Here is a 17,668-nt window from a genome sequence, read left to right as displayed (position 1 = left end):
AAAGAATGAAAGAATCAATAGACGGAAAAGCACTTGTATACTGCGAAGGAGCATTCAATACCCCTAATGGAAAAACTGCTCACGGACTAACAAGATTTACCGAGAGGTACGAAGTAGTCGGTGTTCTTGATGCGAAATACGAAGGTAAGGATGCAGGCGAGGTATTGGATGGTAAACCGAACGGTATTCCAATTTTTAAGGATTTCGACACTGCAGTAGAAGCGCTTTCCCAGAAAAAAGAGTTGCCCAAATATTTGGTAATCGGTTTGGCCCCTGATGGCGGAAGACTACCGATGGTTGCCAAAGACACGATTAAGAAAGCTTTAAAAATGGGTTGGAACGTTGATAGCGGCCTACACGACTTTTTGACCAATGACCCCGTTTTGACCCAGTTGGCGGCGGAAAATAATTGTCGCATTAGAGATGTTAGAAAAACTCCTGATAGAGACCAGTTACACTTTTTTACAGGAGATATCGAAAAGGTCGATTGCCTAAAATTAGCGGTTCTGGGTACTGATTCGGCCTTGGGTAAACGTACAACAGCCTGGTTGTTGGTCCATGGGTTTAGAAATGCGGGGCTCAAGGCTGAAATGATAGGCACTGGGCAAACTGCTTGGATGCAAGGGGCGAAATACAGCATGGTGATGGATAGTTGTATCAATGATTTCGTTTCCGGAGAAATAGAGCATGCCGTGGTCAGCGCCTATAGAAACGAGAACCCTGATGTAATTGTCATTGAAGGGCAGGGCAGTTTAATGAACCCGGCCTACCCAGGTGGTTTCGAAATTTTGGCTGCGGGAAGGCCCGACTACGTAGTATTACAGCATGCGCCCAAGCGCTTGGAATATGATGGCTTTCCTGGTTATCGTTTGCATTCGTTGGCTGAGCAGATCAATGCCATCGAGACCATTTCAGGAAAAAAGGTCATTGCGATAACCGTAAACCATGAAAATATGGAAGAGGATGAGATCCTTGAAACCTGCAAGCAAATCACCCTTGAAACCAAATTGCCTGCATTTGATGTGCTCAAATATGGGGCGGAAGGCTTAATCGATTTATTGAAAGAAAAAATTGAATGAAAATAACCGAGGTCAGCTTTGAACGGCTCGATTTAAAACTTTCCGAGCCATATACGATTGCCTATGAAACCATAGACAGTACGGTAAATTTTATTCTTAAGATTGAAACTGATTGCCATATAACAGGATATGGCTGTTCGGCTCCAGACTTGATAGTCACGAACGAGAGTCCGTTAGACGTTTTTGACGCCATCAATGAAATCATCATTCCTTTTTTAAAGGGCAAGAACCCTTTTACCTATGCTTTGCTGCTGCTAGAACTCAGAACTTTGCTGGGTAAAAAATCATCTTCGCTGAACATGGTCGACATGGCCTTGCACGATGTGGTGTCTAAAAAGGCAGGAGTGCCACTATATCAATATTTAGGCGGTTTTCAAACCTGTATAGCCACGAGTGTTACGATAGGCATTTTACCGCTTGAAGAAACATTACTTCGAGCCCGCGAATTCGTTAAAATGGGTTTTACCATCCTCAAAATAAAAGGCGGACATAGTTTGGAAGAGGATGTTGCCAAAATGAAAATTCTTCATGAAGAGTTTCCTCAGATTACTTTTCGATTTGATGGCAACCAAGGGTATTCAGTGCTAGACTCGGTGGCTTTTGTAAAGGCCACCAGTCAAATAGGAATAGAGATTTTTGAACAGCCCACCATGCACGAAAAAGAGGAAAGGTTAAGTGAAGTCATGAACCAGGTTGATATTCCCGTAATGGCCGACGAAAGTCTAAAGACGTTGACCGATGCATTTAGGCTTGCCCAGAACGAAAGGGTCGATATGGTCAATATCAAATTGATGAAAGTGGGCGGAATTCTCGAAGGCATGCATATCAATTCTGTAGCTAAGGCAGCGGGCATTGAAAGCATGATCGGTTGTAACGACGAGTCTTCTTTGGGTATTGCTGCGGGGCTTCATTTTGCCCTATCAAGGCCCAATATAAGATATGCCGATCTCGATGGTCACCTCGACCTTCTTGACGATCCTTTTCAGGGGCTCTTTCATCTACGTAATGGTGTTTTATACCCCACGGAGGCTCCAGGGCTGGGGGAATTCGAAGTTTTTTAATCCTAAGAACTTATTTGAAATAGATTTTAAAGGTGAGCGAATCACAAGACTTTTTCATAGGCGCGACCAAGAGAGACGAACTTCCCATTGTTATAAATCTTTTTAAAGAGGTTATGTCTTTTCAAGGGCAAAACGGATATAAGGTTTGGCAGGAAATCGATGAAGGGGCCATTGAGAAAGAGATAGCTGATTCAAAGCAATACAAGATTTGTGAAGGAGACCAGATTTTATGCCTGTTCAGTATTCAATTGAGCGACCCTTTTATTTGGGGTGAAGACGAAGCGGAAAGCGCTATTTATCTCCACCGAATTGTTGTACACCCAAAATTTAAAGGTCGGCGACTCTTTTCTAAAGTATTGTCATGGGCTAGAGAATTTGCCCTAAAAAATCAGCTGAATTATATAAGAATGGATACTTGGGCCGACAATCATCAGCTCATATCATATTATAAATCTTTCGGATTTGGGCAGGTACGAACCACTAAAACCTCTGATTCGCCTGAATTACCAGTACAGAACCGAAATCTAGAAATAGTTCTTCTGCAACAAAAAGTGGAAAACGTTTAGGTTCAATTGGCGAAGAGCTATTATTCATCGCCACTTTGTTCCTGGATAGAAACGTCCCTTCTAAATGGAATAAAAAGTGGATCAACGTCTCTAGTTTGACCAACCACTGATTCAATTTCCCTTTTTAAGTAATTCAAGTGAGCGATGGTCAACCTATCCGTCATTACAGGTATGGTTCTTTTAATATTTCCTTGTAAAGTCAGAAGGTTGTCAAGTGCCAATGAACGAACATCTGTATTAACGGTATATCCTTCCGAAAGTTTTGCCAAAATTCCTTCTACCAAGCCTTCGGCCTCATCTGGTTTATAAAGTGCTATGAGGTTCGAAACATAAGCTTTTTGAAGCTTTCTTTTATAGGCATTCGTTTGATAGAAAACGTTCATATCTCCCCAAACCAGTTGGCTGAGGTCATCCATATATTCTTGAGGCAAATAAGGGTCTTCGTTCTCATAACGCTCAGAAATGAATGTCATTCGGCTTAATCGACTCCCACCCAATAGATTCATCATCACACCTTCCATCGTTTTGGTAACCGACTCTTTCGATTGTGGTGATTGAATGGCGTTTAAAATGTCATTTCGTAAAAGCCACTTAGGCTCTTTAAAAATGTAATTGTTCAAGAAGAGGAGGGCCTGCTTTTGTGTCTGTTTATCAACAGGGCGATACACTTCACCTTCTTCGCCCATCGTTTTAGGGGTTACATAGATACCACCAATGTTTTTGGCCACATGAAAAATGTAATCGCTGTATTGCCCAACTAAATCTTTATATACCTGATCTAAGTTGGCATAATCATCACTATTTCTTTCCTGTGTCCATTTTTTTAAGAAGGGCGCGATTCGTTGCAAGTTTAATATGCCGTATGTGCTAGCCTGCATGGCATCGTCTCCCAAATCTTCTGTTTGCGACCGAGGGTCAAAGTCACGACCTTCACCACCGAACCACAATCTAGGGTTACCGGTAACACTATCGGTTACCATTTGGCTCAACATTTCTCTTTCGTCACTGATCGATAGGTCATCGGCATATCTGGAATACCCCCACTGAATGGCCCATTTATCATAATCGCCAACTCGTGGCATCAAATCTTTGTTCGGGATACTATCTTCAGGCTGGGCTACGTAGTTGAAACGGGCGTAATCCATAATCGAACTGGTATGTCCGTTTTTCTCTAACCATTCGGCATCACGCAAGTTTTCTACCGGAGTAGCATGGCTTGCGCCCATATTATGCCTTAAACCTAGGGTATGCCCTACTTCGTGAGAAGCTACAAACCGAATAAGCTCACCCATCAATTTCGAGTCATACTCCATTTTTCGGGCACGCTCATCCACGGCCCCCGCTTGAACCATATACCAACTATGTAAAAGACTCATAAGGTTATGGTACCAGCCAATATGGCTTTCCAAGATTTCGCCACTTCTAGGATCTACCACATTAGGTCCGTAGGCATTCTTAAAAGGGGAGGCAAAATAGCGTAGTACAGAAAAACGTGAGTCTTCAAGGCTCATACTCTCGTCATTTTCTGGCCAGGGCTTGCCGATGATGGCATTTTTAAAACCAGCCTGTTCAAAAGCAACTTGCCAATCGTTGATACCCTGTATCAAATAAGGGCGCCATTTTTTAGGGGTTGCCGGATCGATATAATATACAATAGGTTTTTTGGGCTCTACAAGTTCTCCTCGCTTCCACTTTAGAGAATCTTCCGGTTTAGGCTCCAACCGCCATCTGTGAATGTAAGTATTGCGGTCTACCTTTTGTTGGTCATCACCATACTCGAGATAAGAACTTGCAAAATAGCCCACTCTTTCGTCGTATAGCCTTTTTCGCATTGGAATCTTTGGCAACAAAATGAATGAGTTATTGATCTCAAGAGTTACAACACCTGCAAGAATCGCCGCAGGAAGCTCTTTTCGTTTGTCGGATCCTGATTTGGCCCTATATGTCTTAACCGTCTTGATTTCGGTATTGACGGGAAAAGAGTTGATCTCTTGAATATATGATTTGTCTTTTTCTAGCGAAAGTAACTTGTAATCGTCTTTGGCATCAGAACTGAGAGCCAATAGCGGATTCTCGCTATTTATAAAATTAGTGACCTCAATGACATACGATTGATTGTCATCATTCTGGGCCTTGATTTCAAACGCTTCTAAAATAGGGGTGATATTCGAATTGTTGACAGCCTTTGATATAGCGTCGTCTTCATGGGCCGCACTCACAAGGGTTGAAATACGAAGGAAAAGATTGTTGGTAGGGCCTTTCTCAAAAACAATGGTGTTTTCCGATATTTTCTCTCCTCCATAGTTACTTGCCCCAGATGGAGTCTTGATAAAGCGGGTAACCACCAAAATTTCACGGTTCAACAAACTATCCACAATCTCAAAATAGTATTTGTCGCCGACCTTATGTACATCAAATAAACCGCTTTTCGTAACGGCTTCTTCAGTTATAATTCGATCATAGGCCTTGGCGCTATTGGCCGCCAGGCTTTCCGATTTCCCTTTTCTATTGGACTTACCTACAAACCCAACACTACCGCAAGAGGTAACCAAAAGAAATACAAGAATATATGCAAAGCAATTTTTCATTGTTATCAATTTTACCGTATCGGTTTTATTATCTGTTGGTTTGGCGCGAGGTACTCGAAAAAACCTTTAGTTAGAGGTCTTCTCTAAGTAGCCAACGTTTCAAACAAAACTTTAGTATGGTATTGGTTGGGTCGGGGTTTCTTTTAACAGAATATGTGATATGAACTCTGTGTTCAAGACTTCAATCTTGAATATATACGAAATATACGGCAAGAAAGATTGGCATCCAATATACAACACAGCAAGGAGGATGTCAATTATCAATTGATAATTTCATCTTAACAAAACAAGCTGAGAGCAGTTAGTGGTGCTCTTGGGTCAAAACGAATTCACTTTTCAACATTTGAATTACATTGATCAATGATCTGATATTATGATAGTTGACCTTCCAGATTTGCGCTTTTGCTTTTTTTGATGCTTCGGGGTCAGTGTCGAGGCCCTCGCCATACCAGCCACCATTGGTATGGTCGATTAAATAAGTATCAATATATTTCCATTGTTTTTTAAAAAGATGCAAATACCGCTCTTCATTTGGGTGAAATTTGGCCATCAATATGAGTGAATTAAGCGCTTCTGCCTCGGCCCACCATATCTTTGCTTTGTTGATGATGGTTCGGGAACCATCTTTCCAATAGTATCCACCGTCAAAAAAACCGCCTTTTTCTTCATCCCAACCCCATTCAAGAGCATGGTCAACCATTAACTTTGCCTTGCGTTCGGTTAAGGTGTCGTTTTTAATTCCTAGACGATGGGAAGCTTCTAAAAGAAGAAAGGCCGTCTCTACGTCATGACCAAATGAGACATGGTCCAGATAAAAATGTTCTTTTCGGTATATTTCGCTGGAATCTCTAAAACTGACAGGTTTCCAATCTCTCTCTAAATGAAGGGATAAATATCCTTTATCAGTGGTAATGGTATCTCTTATCAAAACCAACAGCTCCTCGAGACGTCTTCGCAAAAGCGGGTCAGGCCAAACCTCATAGAGAGCCGTAAAACTTTCTAATAGATGAATGGAAGAGTTTTGATCCTTCCAGTTTTTGCGAATGAAATTATCAAACTCACCTGTATTTTTCTCCTGTTCAAGAAGCCATGAGCCTTTGTCATCCATAACATCAAAATATCCACCATAAACAGAATCATGGGCATGCTCTTCTAACCAGTAGAAAGTTTTCTTAGCCAAATCTAGGGCCTCGTTGTTTTTTGATACCTTGTAGTAAGCGGCCAAGCCGTAAATGGCAAAAGAATTGCCGTAGGCACTTTTTCCTTTTGAAAGTACTTTAAGACTGTCGTTTTCAAGACCGAGAAGGGTAAAGAAACCACCGTGTCTTTCATCCCACATATGATTTTTTAAAAACCGAAAACCGTGTTCGGCAATAGTTTGATAAGTTTCATCTTGGTAGTAATCGGCTAAAATTGCGGTAGTCCATACATGACGGGCCTGACTAACCAACATTTTGTTCTGCTTGCCCTTCTTTTCCCACTCATAATCGAAATCAGACCAAAAGCCACCATTTATCGTGTCAACGCTTCTAGGGTACCATACCTTGACCAATGCATTAAGTGAATTTTCGATTTCGACAGTCAGCTTTTCTTCATTCGTTTCTTCTTTTTTTGAGCTTGAACAAGAAGTGAATAACGACAGAGAAAAAGTTAACAGGAATAAGTAGAAAAGGGCCTTCATGGTTTAGTAGTTCAGGTGATTGCACTAAAGCTACTCATAAAAACTTATAAAAAGTGGGCTATTTGATCAATATCATAAGCGCACCTAGCGCAGTCAAAACCAATATCATTTTTCGATAAAAATCTTCTTTGATCATTTTTACCAGACGAACCCCCAGAAAAACACCAATAAAAATACCCGGCACCAATTTGAGGTCAAATAGTAAAGTGTCAAGGGTAACGGTTTCCCAAACAAAAATGTGAAGTGGCAATTTAAGAACGTTAATGATTAAGAACAGCCATGCCGCTGTACCAATAAATTCATTTTTGTGTACACGCATAGCCAAAAAGTAAATATTGCTAAAGGCGCCACCAAGGTTACCAATCATGGTAGTAATGCCCGCTACCGTGCCCACAAAGCCTGCAAAAGCCCAATGGATGGGCACTCTTTTTGATTTTCTTCGATCCCACCAGTACATCATAACAACGCTTACCAGAATAATAATGGCCATTGCTATTTTAAAAAGGGTCTCGTTGAGGTCATTTCCAATGAAGGCACCTATAATTATACCGACCAGTATCCAAGGTAAAAAACGTACTATATACCACCAATTGGCGTGTCTATTGTAATAAATGACCGCAAAAATATCGCCGACTACAAGAAGCGGAACGACAATTCCGGTAGATGCTTTGGCATCAAAAGCCAGGGCCATTAGAGTTACGTTTACAATCGCTATTCCTTTAATACCCGCTTTAGAGAGTCCGATGACCACGGCAGCAGCAAATGCAAGGGCCCAAGAAGTTATTGAAATGTCAAAATTAGCGGCTAAAAACATGGTTGGTCTTTCGATGGCAAATGGCAAAAGTATCTTAAAAAAATAATATCTTTATCGGCTAACCAAAAAACCAACCTCCACCCTATGCAGTTATCTACCCTCGATTACAGTTTTATTGTCGTTTTCTTCTCCATCGTTTTAGGTATCGGAATTTATGTTTCAAAGAAATCCGGTAAGGATTCATCTGAATTTTTTCTTTCAGGAAGAACCATGCCATGGTGGCTTTTGGGCCTATCTATGGTGGCCACGACCTTCTCTACCGATACACCTAATTTGGTAACCGATATCGTGAGAACTAACGGTGTTTCTGGAAACTGGGTTTGGTGGGCATTTTTAATTACGGGTTTATTAACTGTTTTTGTATATGCCAAATTGTGGCGTAGGTCAAATGTAAACACTGACTTAGAATTTTATGAAATGCGCTATGGAGGTAAAGCGGCTAGTTTTCTAAGAAAGTTCAGGGCTGTTTACTTAGGGGCCTTATTCAATATTATTACAATGGCCTCAGTTACGTTGGCCGCCATTAAAATAGGAGGCATCATGTTGGGTCTAGAGCCTTGGGAAACCGTTGTTGGTGCTGGTTTGATTACGGTTACTTTTTCGGCTTTGGGAGGTTTTAAAGGGGTGGTCTACACTGATTTTCTTTTATTTTTTGTGGCAATGTCAGGAGCAATTGGTGCAGCATACTATTTGGTCAATATACCTGAAGTAGGGGGCATAGAGGCTTTGATGGCAAATGATGCTGTTAAGACGAAGCTTGACATTCTTCCCGATTTCAGCGACCAGAACGCATTGATTATGTTGTTTATTATTCCGCTTGCGGTTCAATGGTGGAGTTCATGGTATCCAGGGGCGGAACCCGGCGGTGGAGGCTATATTGCCCAACGTATGTTAGCGGCCAAAGACGAAAACCATGCAATCGGGGCTACCTTTTTCTTCAATATAATGCACTATGCTCTTAGACCGTGGCCATGGATTTTGGTTGCGTTGGCATCTATCGTAGTTTATCCTGATATTGCAAGTATTCAAGCTGCTTTTCCGAATATCGCGGAAAGTAAATTGGGCCATGATTTGGCTTATTCTGCCATGCTGACCAAATTACCAAGTGGTTTATTGGGAGTTGTGTTGGCATCATTGATTGCAGCGTACATGAGTACCATTTCGACCCAATTGAACTGGGGATCTTCTTATATCGTTTTTGATTTTTACAAGCAACAGATCAATCCTAATGCTACTGAAAAGCAAATGGTATCCATCGGAAGAATTTCGACCGTAATTCTTATGGTATTAAGTGCCGGTTTGGCATTGCTGCTAGAAAATGCACTTCAGATATTTGATATTCTATTGACTTTCGGTGCAGGTACCGGACTGATTTTTATACTACGGTGGTTTTGGTGGCGAATTAATGCCTGGAGTGAAATTGCTGCTATGTTCGCTTCGGGAATAATTTCCATTTTACTCAAAACTACAGCGTTAGGTCCTCTTTTGTTCAATTCGGAAGATGGGGTGTTTCCTAGTTGGTTCGAATATCCTTTTGTGGTCATTGTAACTTCTGCAATATGGTTGGCCGCAACATTCTTGACGCAACCTGAATCGAAGGAAACGCTAAGAGCATTTTACAAGCGAATACAACCAGGCGGGCCTGGGTGGAACAAGGTCGTTAATGAAGCTAAAGCCGATGGAGAAAAAATAGCCAAAGACAATGAAAAATGGAGCGTACCGCAAGGGATTACCGCTATGATTTTAGGGTGTATTCTTATTTACACCATAATGTTCTCAACCGGCTATTGGATTTACGGCAGAACTACACCGGCTATTATTTTAACGGTAATCGCTATTATATCGGCTTTCTTGCTTATTAAGGCGTGGGGCCGAATGAAAGATAATATCCTTTAGAACTATTGGTAATCTAATAGTATCTTAAGAATTTCTTCATTGTTAATATCAATGATGGAGGTGGATTTAACTTCGGTTTGTCCACCTTCTTCGTTATTTACGTATGCCTTAAATGATAGGGGCTCTCCATCTTTATAGACTTCAATTTGATAGATAGTCTTACTACCCTCTTGCATTTCTGTATAATTATACCCTACCAGACTTTGTCCGTACTCTTTTTCGACCCCAGTACCAAGTCTAAGTTTATAGGTTACATAATCGGCGGTAAAACCAGATGAGCTTACGAAAGAAAGTCCAGTTTCATAAGATATTTGTGCTTCACTGCTTACCACGGTAAGGGTGTCTTCATCTTTGGCGCAGCCGACCATAAGGGTTAGGCCTACTGCAAATAGTAGGTAACGTAGGTTTTTTTTCATTTTGGTTATTTTACGGAGCTTTTCAAACTCCAGATTTGGGTACAGGCCTTTTAAATGACCTTTACCAAGAACGACCATTGGTTTTTGGTATTGTGCTATATGCTCGGTAGCAGCCTCCTTATTCGATTAAATGCACTATCTGTTATCGAAGATGGCATTTCAACGATTTGTATACCATTTGTGGTAAAAGAACGTTATCTCTAGACCCAAATGAACCAACCTGCCGAGCTGTATGAGATTCATCTACTTTCTGCTTCTAGCCTTTTTACTTCCTATAAAGTCATTACAATCTCAACAAATAGAAGAGGTTCAAGAACACTGGCAGTTACTCTTCGATAACAAAAGGGAGAAAGCACTTGACAGCTTCGAAAAGTTGAATAGTGGTGACCTGCAAGCCCTTTTATCTGACCGGTTAATCAAAAATGAGTTGGGCCTATTTGAAGACCCTAAAAATTTCTTAGAAAAACTCGTTGGGCACAAAGATTTTGAATACTACCTCTATGCCTTATGGAACCATAGTTTCTTTTTTGAGAACTATACGAATACGGGCTTTAATAAGAAAAATACCTCTAATGTAGACGCCATTGATTTGAAGGCTGTTGAAAACCCAACGGTTAAAGAATCATTGCGATACTTAAAATCTGCTGTAGCGCAGCACCGCAATGATTGGAAAACCTATTACGAACTGAACCAAGAGTTACCATCCATTAAGGCATGGCAATTTTGTGGAGGCTTTGAAAATTTAAATGGCAGCGGTCTTGACACTCCTTTTGAACCCGAGTGGCAAATGGTGTCAGATAATGATTTTAATGCCAATAGTAATGGTTTCATCAATTGGTACACACCGATTGAACGTGACAAAGAGGCTTACCAATATTATTCGAATCATACCGAATATGGTAGTTCGGTCAACTACGCCCAAACATTTATTGATAATCCTGAAGAGCAAAAGGTTGTTATAAGGTTTGGTAGCTCGTCATTGGCCAAGATATGGCTAAATGATGTCTTACTAATTGAAAACAATAACGATGGCATTACCGATTTAGACGCTTATAATGTTGAGGTGACACTACCTAAGGGTACAAGTCGTTTACTAGTTAAAACTGCCGATATAAGTGGCATACCCTATTTCATTGCTCGCATTACCAATCTTCAAGGTTCTGAAATTTTAGGTGTAAAATACAGTTCGCAACCTAAGCCCTATATAAAAAGCAAAAAGGAAGGTCTAACACCGGTATTATTGGAACATCCTGTTGAAAAATACTTTTTGGAGAAAATCGAGAGCGACCCTAAAAACTTCTTGTATAGGCTATGTTTGTTGAATACTTATTTAAGAAACTCTAAATATCAAGAGGCAAAAGCCGTGCTGCAGCCATATTTAGAAAAATATGACCGCAGTTCTTTCCTTCGAAAATATTTGATTGAATGCTATACCAAAGAGAATGATTTTTCGGCCGTTAACGAGGTAAAAGAGAATATCATCAACGATGACGAAACTTATTACTTGAGCTATGTTTACAAGTTTCAAGATGCTGGTGAGCTTTTTAAACTTCCCATTGACGAATTCGAGCGTTTTATGAACCATTTTTCAGATGCAACGGATTTGCAAGTCTTAAAAAAATCGGCTGAGTTAATGAAAGCACTTAGGCGAGAAGACCAGGAAATGGTTAGATCAACGCTCAACGCGATTACCAAAGAAAACAAAGAGCAGCTAAACCTGATTAAAGTCTATTTAAATCTATATTCAGGTTACTTGAACGATGATGAAAGCGCAGTCAACATATTGGAAGAGATCAACAAAGATTACTTTGATTATTCGGCCATAAAATCATTGGCAGAACACTATGAAAAGCAGAACCGTATCAGCGATGCGCTAGGACTTTTCGAAACACGTTACGACCTGGTCAAAAATGACAATCTTTTTATTTCTGAACTCATTGATTACCTTCATAAATACAAGCGTTTTAAAGAATCGCTCCCGTATATTGAGCAAATGCTTGCCAATTATCCGTATTCTTTTGTGGCCATGGAAAAAAAGGCTTTTGCCTTAGAGCAAATCGGAAAGAAAGAGGAAGCGCTACATTGGTATCAAAAGGCCATAAAACATAATGGCGCAAACACAACTGTAAGAAAGAAGATTGACGATTTATCTAAAACTCCTGATTATTTTAAGGAGTTGGGCACTAAAGATATGTACGGTTTTATTACAAGTAACAGAGAGCAGCCTTTGATGGGTAGCTATGGGTACCATTATTTGTTGGATGAGACACTTTTGCAGCTATTTCCGGAAGGAGGGGGTAAGTCTCAGGTGAGATATGCAGTTAAAATTACATCTGACGCGGGAATAGAGTCACTGAAAGAAGTTGGCCTCGGCTTAAGCGGAAGCTACCATATAACCAAATCTGAAATTGTTAAGCCGACCGGAAAAATAGTTCCCGCATCGGTCAATGGCTCTGACTTAGTGTTCAGCAATCTCGAAATTGACGATGTCATATATATCGAATACGAAAGTAGCTATAGCAAAACGGGTAGGTTTTATAAAGACCATGTAGATTATTTCCAATTCGGATCGTATCATCCTATCATCAAAAACAGCCTTAAAATTTTGGTGCCGAAGAACCATGAATTTGACACTGAAATAGTGAACGGTGAAATCGATTATTCTAAGAGGGAATTAGATGATTACGTTCTTCACGAATGGAGTGCCGCCAATCAAAAGCCGATGCCCCAACCGGAAAACTACATGCCCAGCTTGAGCGACCTTGCGAAGTATATTCACATGAGCACTATCGGCTCTTGGGATGATGTGGCCCAGTGGTATGCCGACTTGGTTCGCCCGCAGATGCTTATCAATTCAGATGTAAAAAGGGCATTTGAATCCATTTTCCCGAAAGGGTATAGTGCCTTATCGGATGACATGCGTGCTTCTAGAATTTACCATTATATCATGGAAAATTTCAGTTATAGCTACGTCGGGTTCAGGCAAAGCGGTTATGTGCCCCAAAAGCCGTCAAAAACCATCAAGTCTAGATTAGGAGACTGTAAAGATTTTTCTACTCTATATGTGACTCTTGCGCAAATGGCCGGTTTACGTGCACATTTGGTATTGGTTTTGACATCTGATTATGGTGAAAACTCGATGGTATTACCTAACCAAGATTTCAATCACTGTATTGCCAAGGTATTTATTGATGGTAAGGCCCAATATCTTGAATTGACCGACAACAACTTGCCTTTCAGGTCTATACCAACCAGCTTAGAGCATGCCACGGCATTAGATATTCCCAACAAGAATTTCAAGAAAGTATCGTCGGGCATTTACCGTCTTGATAATATTGCCCATACTCCGACGGTAATTGAGAGTCATATGCTGTATAAAATCGGTAAAGATGACCATGAACTTCAAGTAGAATCTATCTTAAAAGGAAGCATTGTTTCGCACTACGCCGGCATTTTTAAAGAAAACAATGCAGAAATGCTGAAAAACAGTATAAAAGAAGATTTTCAAGGTAGAATGAGTGAAGACTTTAGTCTTGATAGCGTTTATAATGTGAATTATAAGCGAAGAGCTGAAACTTTGAAATACGTTTCCAAATTATCGGTCAATGAAAAATTGAATCAGATTGGTAGCATGAAAGTTCTTAGTCTTCCAGCAATCAATAATGCCTATAATTCGAGTATTATTGAAGACAATGTTAGAAATTATCCTATCGACTATCTGCTTTACGAAAATGCAGACGAGTATATTTCTTCTTACCTGATCGTCTTATCTGAAGATGAAGAATTTGTTGAAGTACCCGAAAATTCAGAATATAGTTTTAAAGCGCATCATTTTAATATGAACTTTGAGTTAAAGGAGCCAAACGAGCTATTCGTTCAAATTTCTGTTCAAACTTCAAAGAAACGTATTGACCCACAAGACTATAAAGATTTTAAGATGTATGTGAAATCGGTACTGGACGCCAAAAAGCAATTGATAGGGTTTAAAAAGGCCGCGTCAACATCGAAAGTTAGTTTGCCTGGCAAGGGTTAATATGGTTGTTCATAGCGCGTAATGACTTATCTTTAGAACAAATTTCTACCAAACCAACCGATAAGTTTATTATGAAAGACCGAATACTCTCCGTTGATATTTTTAGGGGAATGACCATCGTATTAATGATATTGGTCAACACTCCTGGAACATGGCAAGCCGTATATGCACCTCTAAGACATGCCGAATGGCATGGTTACACCCCGACAGACCTTGTTTTTCCGTTCTTTCTTTTTATTGTAGGAACCTCCATTGTCTTCAGTTATAAAAACAAAGAGGTAACAGGGGCTACCTACAAAAAGATTTCGATTAGAACCTTAAAACTTATTGGCTTAGGCTTGTTCTTGGGTGCTTTCACGTTGACATTCCCCTTTATTAAAGATTTTGAGAACATACGCTTTCCTGGCGTTCTGCAACGAATAGGGGTCGTTTTCTTTTTTGCCTCAATTTTGTTCTTGAACCTTAATTGGAAAGCCTTAATAGCTACGGCTGTTCTTTTGCTGGTCGGATATTGGATTTTAATGGACTTTATTCCCGTAAACGGAATGGAGTCTACTTTTGAAAGGGCACCCAACAATTTGGCCAACTATATAGATGTTCAGGTGTTCGGTTCGCACAATTATAAGGCCGATTATGATCCTGAAGGCTTGTTAAGTACACTCCCATCTATAGTAAGTTCCCTTCTGGGTATTTTTACAGGGCTAATCCTGACTTCTAAACAGGAAAAAAAGGCAACCATCTTAATGGGGCTTGGCGGTTCTTTTTTGATTTTGGGCTATGTGTGGGATTTGTTTTTCCCTATCAACAAAGCACTGTGGACAAGCAGTTTTGTTCTTGTTACCGCTGGCTGGGCCAATTTGATTCTTGCTCTAATTTATTACTTGACCGATGTTAAAAAAATAAGCTTCGGAAGCATTTTTAGATATGCTGGGGCCAATGCTATCGTTTTGTATTTTCTTTCAAGTTTTATTAGTAAAGTGCTGGGTATGATCAAAGTGAACGAGACCACCTCATTGCATGGCTGGTTATTTGATACAATATACGTTCATGATTTCATGTCGCTTCAAATGTCCTCTTTGCTATATGGCCTCACGGTCGTAGCTTTCTACTGCCTTTTGGCTTACGTACTTTATCAAAGAAAGATTTTTATCAAAGTTTAGCAGAAATACACCTTACTGTCTTATAGAAAGAAGCTTGGCCACGTATTTGCCTATCACATCAAATTCTAGGTTCACTACTGTACCGACCTCGTAATCTTTAAACCTGGTGTGTTCGAAAGTATAGGGTATAATGGCTACGCTGAAAGTATCGGCACCTGAATCTACCACAGTAAGACTGGTTCCGTCAATGGTAATCGACCCTTTTTCGATAGTGGTATTGCCAACGTTGGCATCATATTCGAAAGTAAAGAACCAACTTCCATCTTTTTCTTCAATATTGATGCAGGTGGCTGTTTGGTCTACATGGCCTTGAACTATGTGCCCGTCAAGTCTAGAACCCATTATCATGGCCCTTTCCAGATTAACACTGTCACCTATCGTTAGGTCATCAAGGTTGGTTTTGTTCAAGGTTTCCTCAATAGCCGTAACGGTATACGAATTTTCATCTAATGAGACCACTGTCAAACACACTCCGTTGTGCGATACGCTCTGGTCGATTTTCAGCTCTGAAGAAAGTTGCGAACCCACTGTAATATGAAGGTTTCCACCGTCTTTTTGTAGGTCCTTTACAATACCTAAAGTTTCAATGATACCGGTAAACATGTTCCGTAGAAATTAAGTAGTTTTGTTGATTACAAATTTGACACAAAGGTAACGATTATCATGCAGGACGAGGACAAAATCAAGCTGGGCATTTCGATTGGGGATATTAACGGTATTGGCTGTGAAGTAATACTAAAGACTTTCGAGGATCCGCGCATGTTAGAGTTTTGCACCCCCATTATTTATGCATCGAACAAGACCATAGCTTTTCAAAAAAAAGAATTGGGTATTGATGTTACTTATCACGGTATTCAGAACGCTTCAAAGGCTCTTGACGGTAAGATCAATGTGGTCAACGTTTGGAAAGAAGTGCCTATGGTCAAGTTTGGCGAGTCGAATGAAGAGGGAGGAAAATATGCCATTAAATCGCTTAGGGCAGCTGTTGAATCATTAAAGAATAATGAAATTGACGCGTTGGTGACGGCTCCTATCAATAAAACCAATATTCAGGCTGACGATTTTAAATTTCCGGGGCACACCGATTTTTTGGCTCAAGAATTACAGGGTGAGAGTCTAATGTTTATGGTAACGGAAGACCTAAAAATAGGCCTTTTGACCGACCATGTTGCGGTAAAGGACGCCCCATCGGCCATTAACGCAATTCTTATTCGAAATAAAGTGAGGACTATAGAGAAATCGCTACGGATGGATTTTCGTGTTAGGGCGCCAAAAATAGCCCTATTGGGCATTAACCCGCACAGCGGCGATAACGGGGTAATAGGTAAAGAAGACGATGAAGTTCTCAAGCCAGTGATTAAAGAAATGTCGAACGCCGGACATCTTGTATTCGGCCCGTATTCGGCAGATAGCTTTTTCGGATCTGATGCCTACAAGAATTTTGATGCCGTTTTGGCCGCTTATCACGATCAGGGTTTAATTCCTTTTAAGACCTTGTCTTTCGGTAGGGGGGTAAATTATACGGCAGGCCTTTCGAAGGTGCGTACTTCTCCCGACCACGGCACTGCTTTTGAAATTGCAGGCCAAGGCAAGGCCGACCATAGTTCTTTTAAAGAAGCTGTTTTTGCCGCTTTGCAGATTTTTAAGAACCGCACCGAGTACGAAGAGTTGACCGAAAATCCGTTACAAAAACAAAAGGTGAGAAGGTAGCCGGATAATTTTCAGTACAAAATTCATCAGTGTGTTGAAATACAAGCAAAAAGGGTTGTTATTTTGACAAATAGTAGTATCTTTGCACCCGCCTTTGAATGGGCGGTGTCTTTAAAATAGTGTTGTCATGAAGAAGCAAAAGGAGTTTAGTATTCCTTTCTCTGGTTTAAAACAAGGAAAACACGATTTTGAGTATACCATCGGTAATGAGTTCTTTGAGTCTTTTGGTTATGATGAGTTCAATGGAGCAGAAATTCAATTGAACGTTGAGCTAAAGAAACTGAGCAATATGCTCGAGTTTTTGATGAATGCGGATGGAACCGTAAATGTCAATTGTGATTTGACCAATGAACCTTATGATCAGCCGATAGAGGCAGAGCTTAAGTTGGTGGTCAAGTTTGGGGAAGAGTATAATGATGAAGATGATGATATCTTGGTCATACCCCATGGCGAGCACCAAGTGAACATTGCTCAATACGTGTATGAAATGCTAGTATTGGCGGTGCCACAAAAGAGAGTGCATCCTGGAGTGCTTGATGGTTCATTGCAATCGGAAGCCTTGAAAAAACTTGAGGAACTAAAGCCTAAGGAAAAAGAAGAAAATATTAAAGAAAACGATCCCCGTTGGGACGAATTAAAGAAACTGTTAACGGATAAATAAGTT

13 protein-coding genes are annotated in these 17,668 nt (G+C 40.4%); 8 read left to right on the top strand and 5 right to left on the bottom strand.

All coding sequences use genetic code 11. The annotated features are described in order from the left end of the window. The first annotated feature begins 5 nt into the window (after nt 1–5). From D1013_RS00720 to D1013_RS00710, 3 genes are read left to right on the top strand one after another with little or no spacing between them, the layout of a single operon-like run. A complete protein-coding gene (locus D1013_RS00720) occupies nt 6–1,079 on the top strand; it encodes an N-acetyltransferase DgcN family protein (protein ID WP_121847058.1) in 1,074 nt (357 codons plus the stop codon). After that, complete coding sequence (locus D1013_RS00715) at nt 1,076–2,140, top strand: mandelate racemase/muconate lactonizing enzyme family protein (RefSeq protein WP_121847057.1); 1,065 nt, start codon at nt 1,076–1,078, stop codon at nt 2,138–2,140. The genes D1013_RS00720 and D1013_RS00715 overlap by 4 nt, the downstream gene beginning before the upstream one ends. Before the next feature lie 32 nt (nt 2,141–2,172). After that, nucleotides 2,173–2,706, top strand: coding sequence for a GNAT family N-acetyltransferase (locus D1013_RS00710; RefSeq protein WP_121847056.1), 534 nt, complete (start codon nt 2,173–2,175; stop codon nt 2,704–2,706). A 20-nt stretch (nt 2,707–2,726) separates the two neighbouring features. On the opposite strand, the gene D1013_RS00705 is transcribed toward D1013_RS00710, so the two are convergent. The 3 genes from D1013_RS00705 to D1013_RS00695 all read right to left on the bottom strand — a co-directional run bounded on the left by D1013_RS00705 (nt 2,727) and on the right by D1013_RS00695 (nt 7,789). Then, entirely contained in the window at nt 2,727–5,294 is a 2,568-nt protein-coding gene (locus D1013_RS00705; RefSeq protein ID WP_121847055.1) for a zinc-dependent metalloprotease, read from the bottom strand. A gap of 301 nt (nt 5,295–5,595) precedes the next feature. After that, nucleotides 5,596–6,975 (bottom strand): AGE family epimerase/isomerase, encoded by a 1,380-nt coding sequence (locus D1013_RS00700; RefSeq protein ID WP_121847054.1) that lies wholly within the window; start codon nt 6,973–6,975, stop codon nt 5,596–5,598. A gap of 58 nt (nt 6,976–7,033) precedes the next feature. After that, complete coding sequence (locus D1013_RS00695) at nt 7,034–7,789, bottom strand: sulfite exporter TauE/SafE family protein (RefSeq protein ID WP_121847053.1); 756 nt, start codon at nt 7,787–7,789, stop codon at nt 7,034–7,036. 84 nt (nt 7,790–7,873) lie between these two features. Here D1013_RS00695 and D1013_RS00690 point away from each other — a divergent pair, with 84 nt between their 5' ends. Next, the gene (locus tag D1013_RS00690) at nt 7,874–9,685 is read left to right on the top strand and encodes a sodium:solute symporter family protein (protein WP_121847052.1); all 1,812 of its coding nucleotides are present in this window, start codon (nt 7,874–7,876) and stop codon (nt 9,683–9,685) included. 2 nt (nt 9,686–9,687) lie between these two features. Here D1013_RS00690 and D1013_RS00685 read toward each other — a convergent pair whose 3' ends face one another. Next, nucleotides 9,688–10,101, bottom strand: a complete 414-nt coding sequence (locus tag D1013_RS00685; RefSeq protein ID WP_162987767.1) for a hypothetical protein — start codon at nt 10,099–10,101, stop codon at nt 9,688–9,690. 232 nt (nt 10,102–10,333) lie between these two features. Here D1013_RS00685 and D1013_RS00680 point away from each other — a divergent pair, with 232 nt between their 5' ends. Then, the gene (locus D1013_RS00680; RefSeq protein ID WP_121847050.1) at nt 10,334–14,134 is read left to right on the top strand and encodes a transglutaminase domain-containing protein; all 3,801 of its coding nucleotides are present in this window, start codon (nt 10,334–10,336) and stop codon (nt 14,132–14,134) included. Nucleotides 14,135–14,205: 71 nt separating this feature from the next. Next, a complete protein-coding gene (locus tag D1013_RS00675; RefSeq protein WP_121850542.1) occupies nt 14,206–15,294 on the top strand; it encodes an acyltransferase family protein in 1,089 nt (362 codons plus the stop codon). A gap of 12 nt (nt 15,295–15,306) precedes the next feature. On the opposite strand, the gene D1013_RS00670 is transcribed toward D1013_RS00675, so the two are convergent. Then, complete coding sequence (locus tag D1013_RS00670) at nt 15,307–15,897, bottom strand: riboflavin synthase (protein WP_121847049.1); 591 nt, start codon at nt 15,895–15,897, stop codon at nt 15,307–15,309. Between the two features lie 60 nt (nt 15,898–15,957). Between D1013_RS00670 and pdxA the strand changes: the two genes are divergently transcribed. Further along, nucleotides 15,958–17,004: a 4-hydroxythreonine-4-phosphate dehydrogenase PdxA gene (gene pdxA, locus D1013_RS00665; RefSeq protein WP_121847048.1), complete on the top strand. Its 1,047-nt coding sequence runs from the start codon at nt 15,958–15,960 to the stop codon at nt 17,002–17,004. Nucleotides 17,005–17,131: 127 nt separating this feature from the next. After that, nucleotides 17,132–17,665, top strand: a complete 534-nt coding sequence (locus tag D1013_RS00660) for a YceD family protein (RefSeq protein WP_121847047.1) — start codon at nt 17,132–17,134, stop codon at nt 17,663–17,665. Nucleotides 17,666–17,668: the final 3 nt, after the last annotated feature.

The organism is Euzebyella marina (assembly GCF_003687485.1).
Classification (GTDB): domain Bacteria; phylum Bacteroidota; class Bacteroidia; order Flavobacteriales; family Flavobacteriaceae; genus Euzebyella; species Euzebyella marina.
The sequence above is the reverse complement of the archived record's forward strand: the minus strand, read 5'-3'. Positions and strand labels throughout refer to the sequence as shown.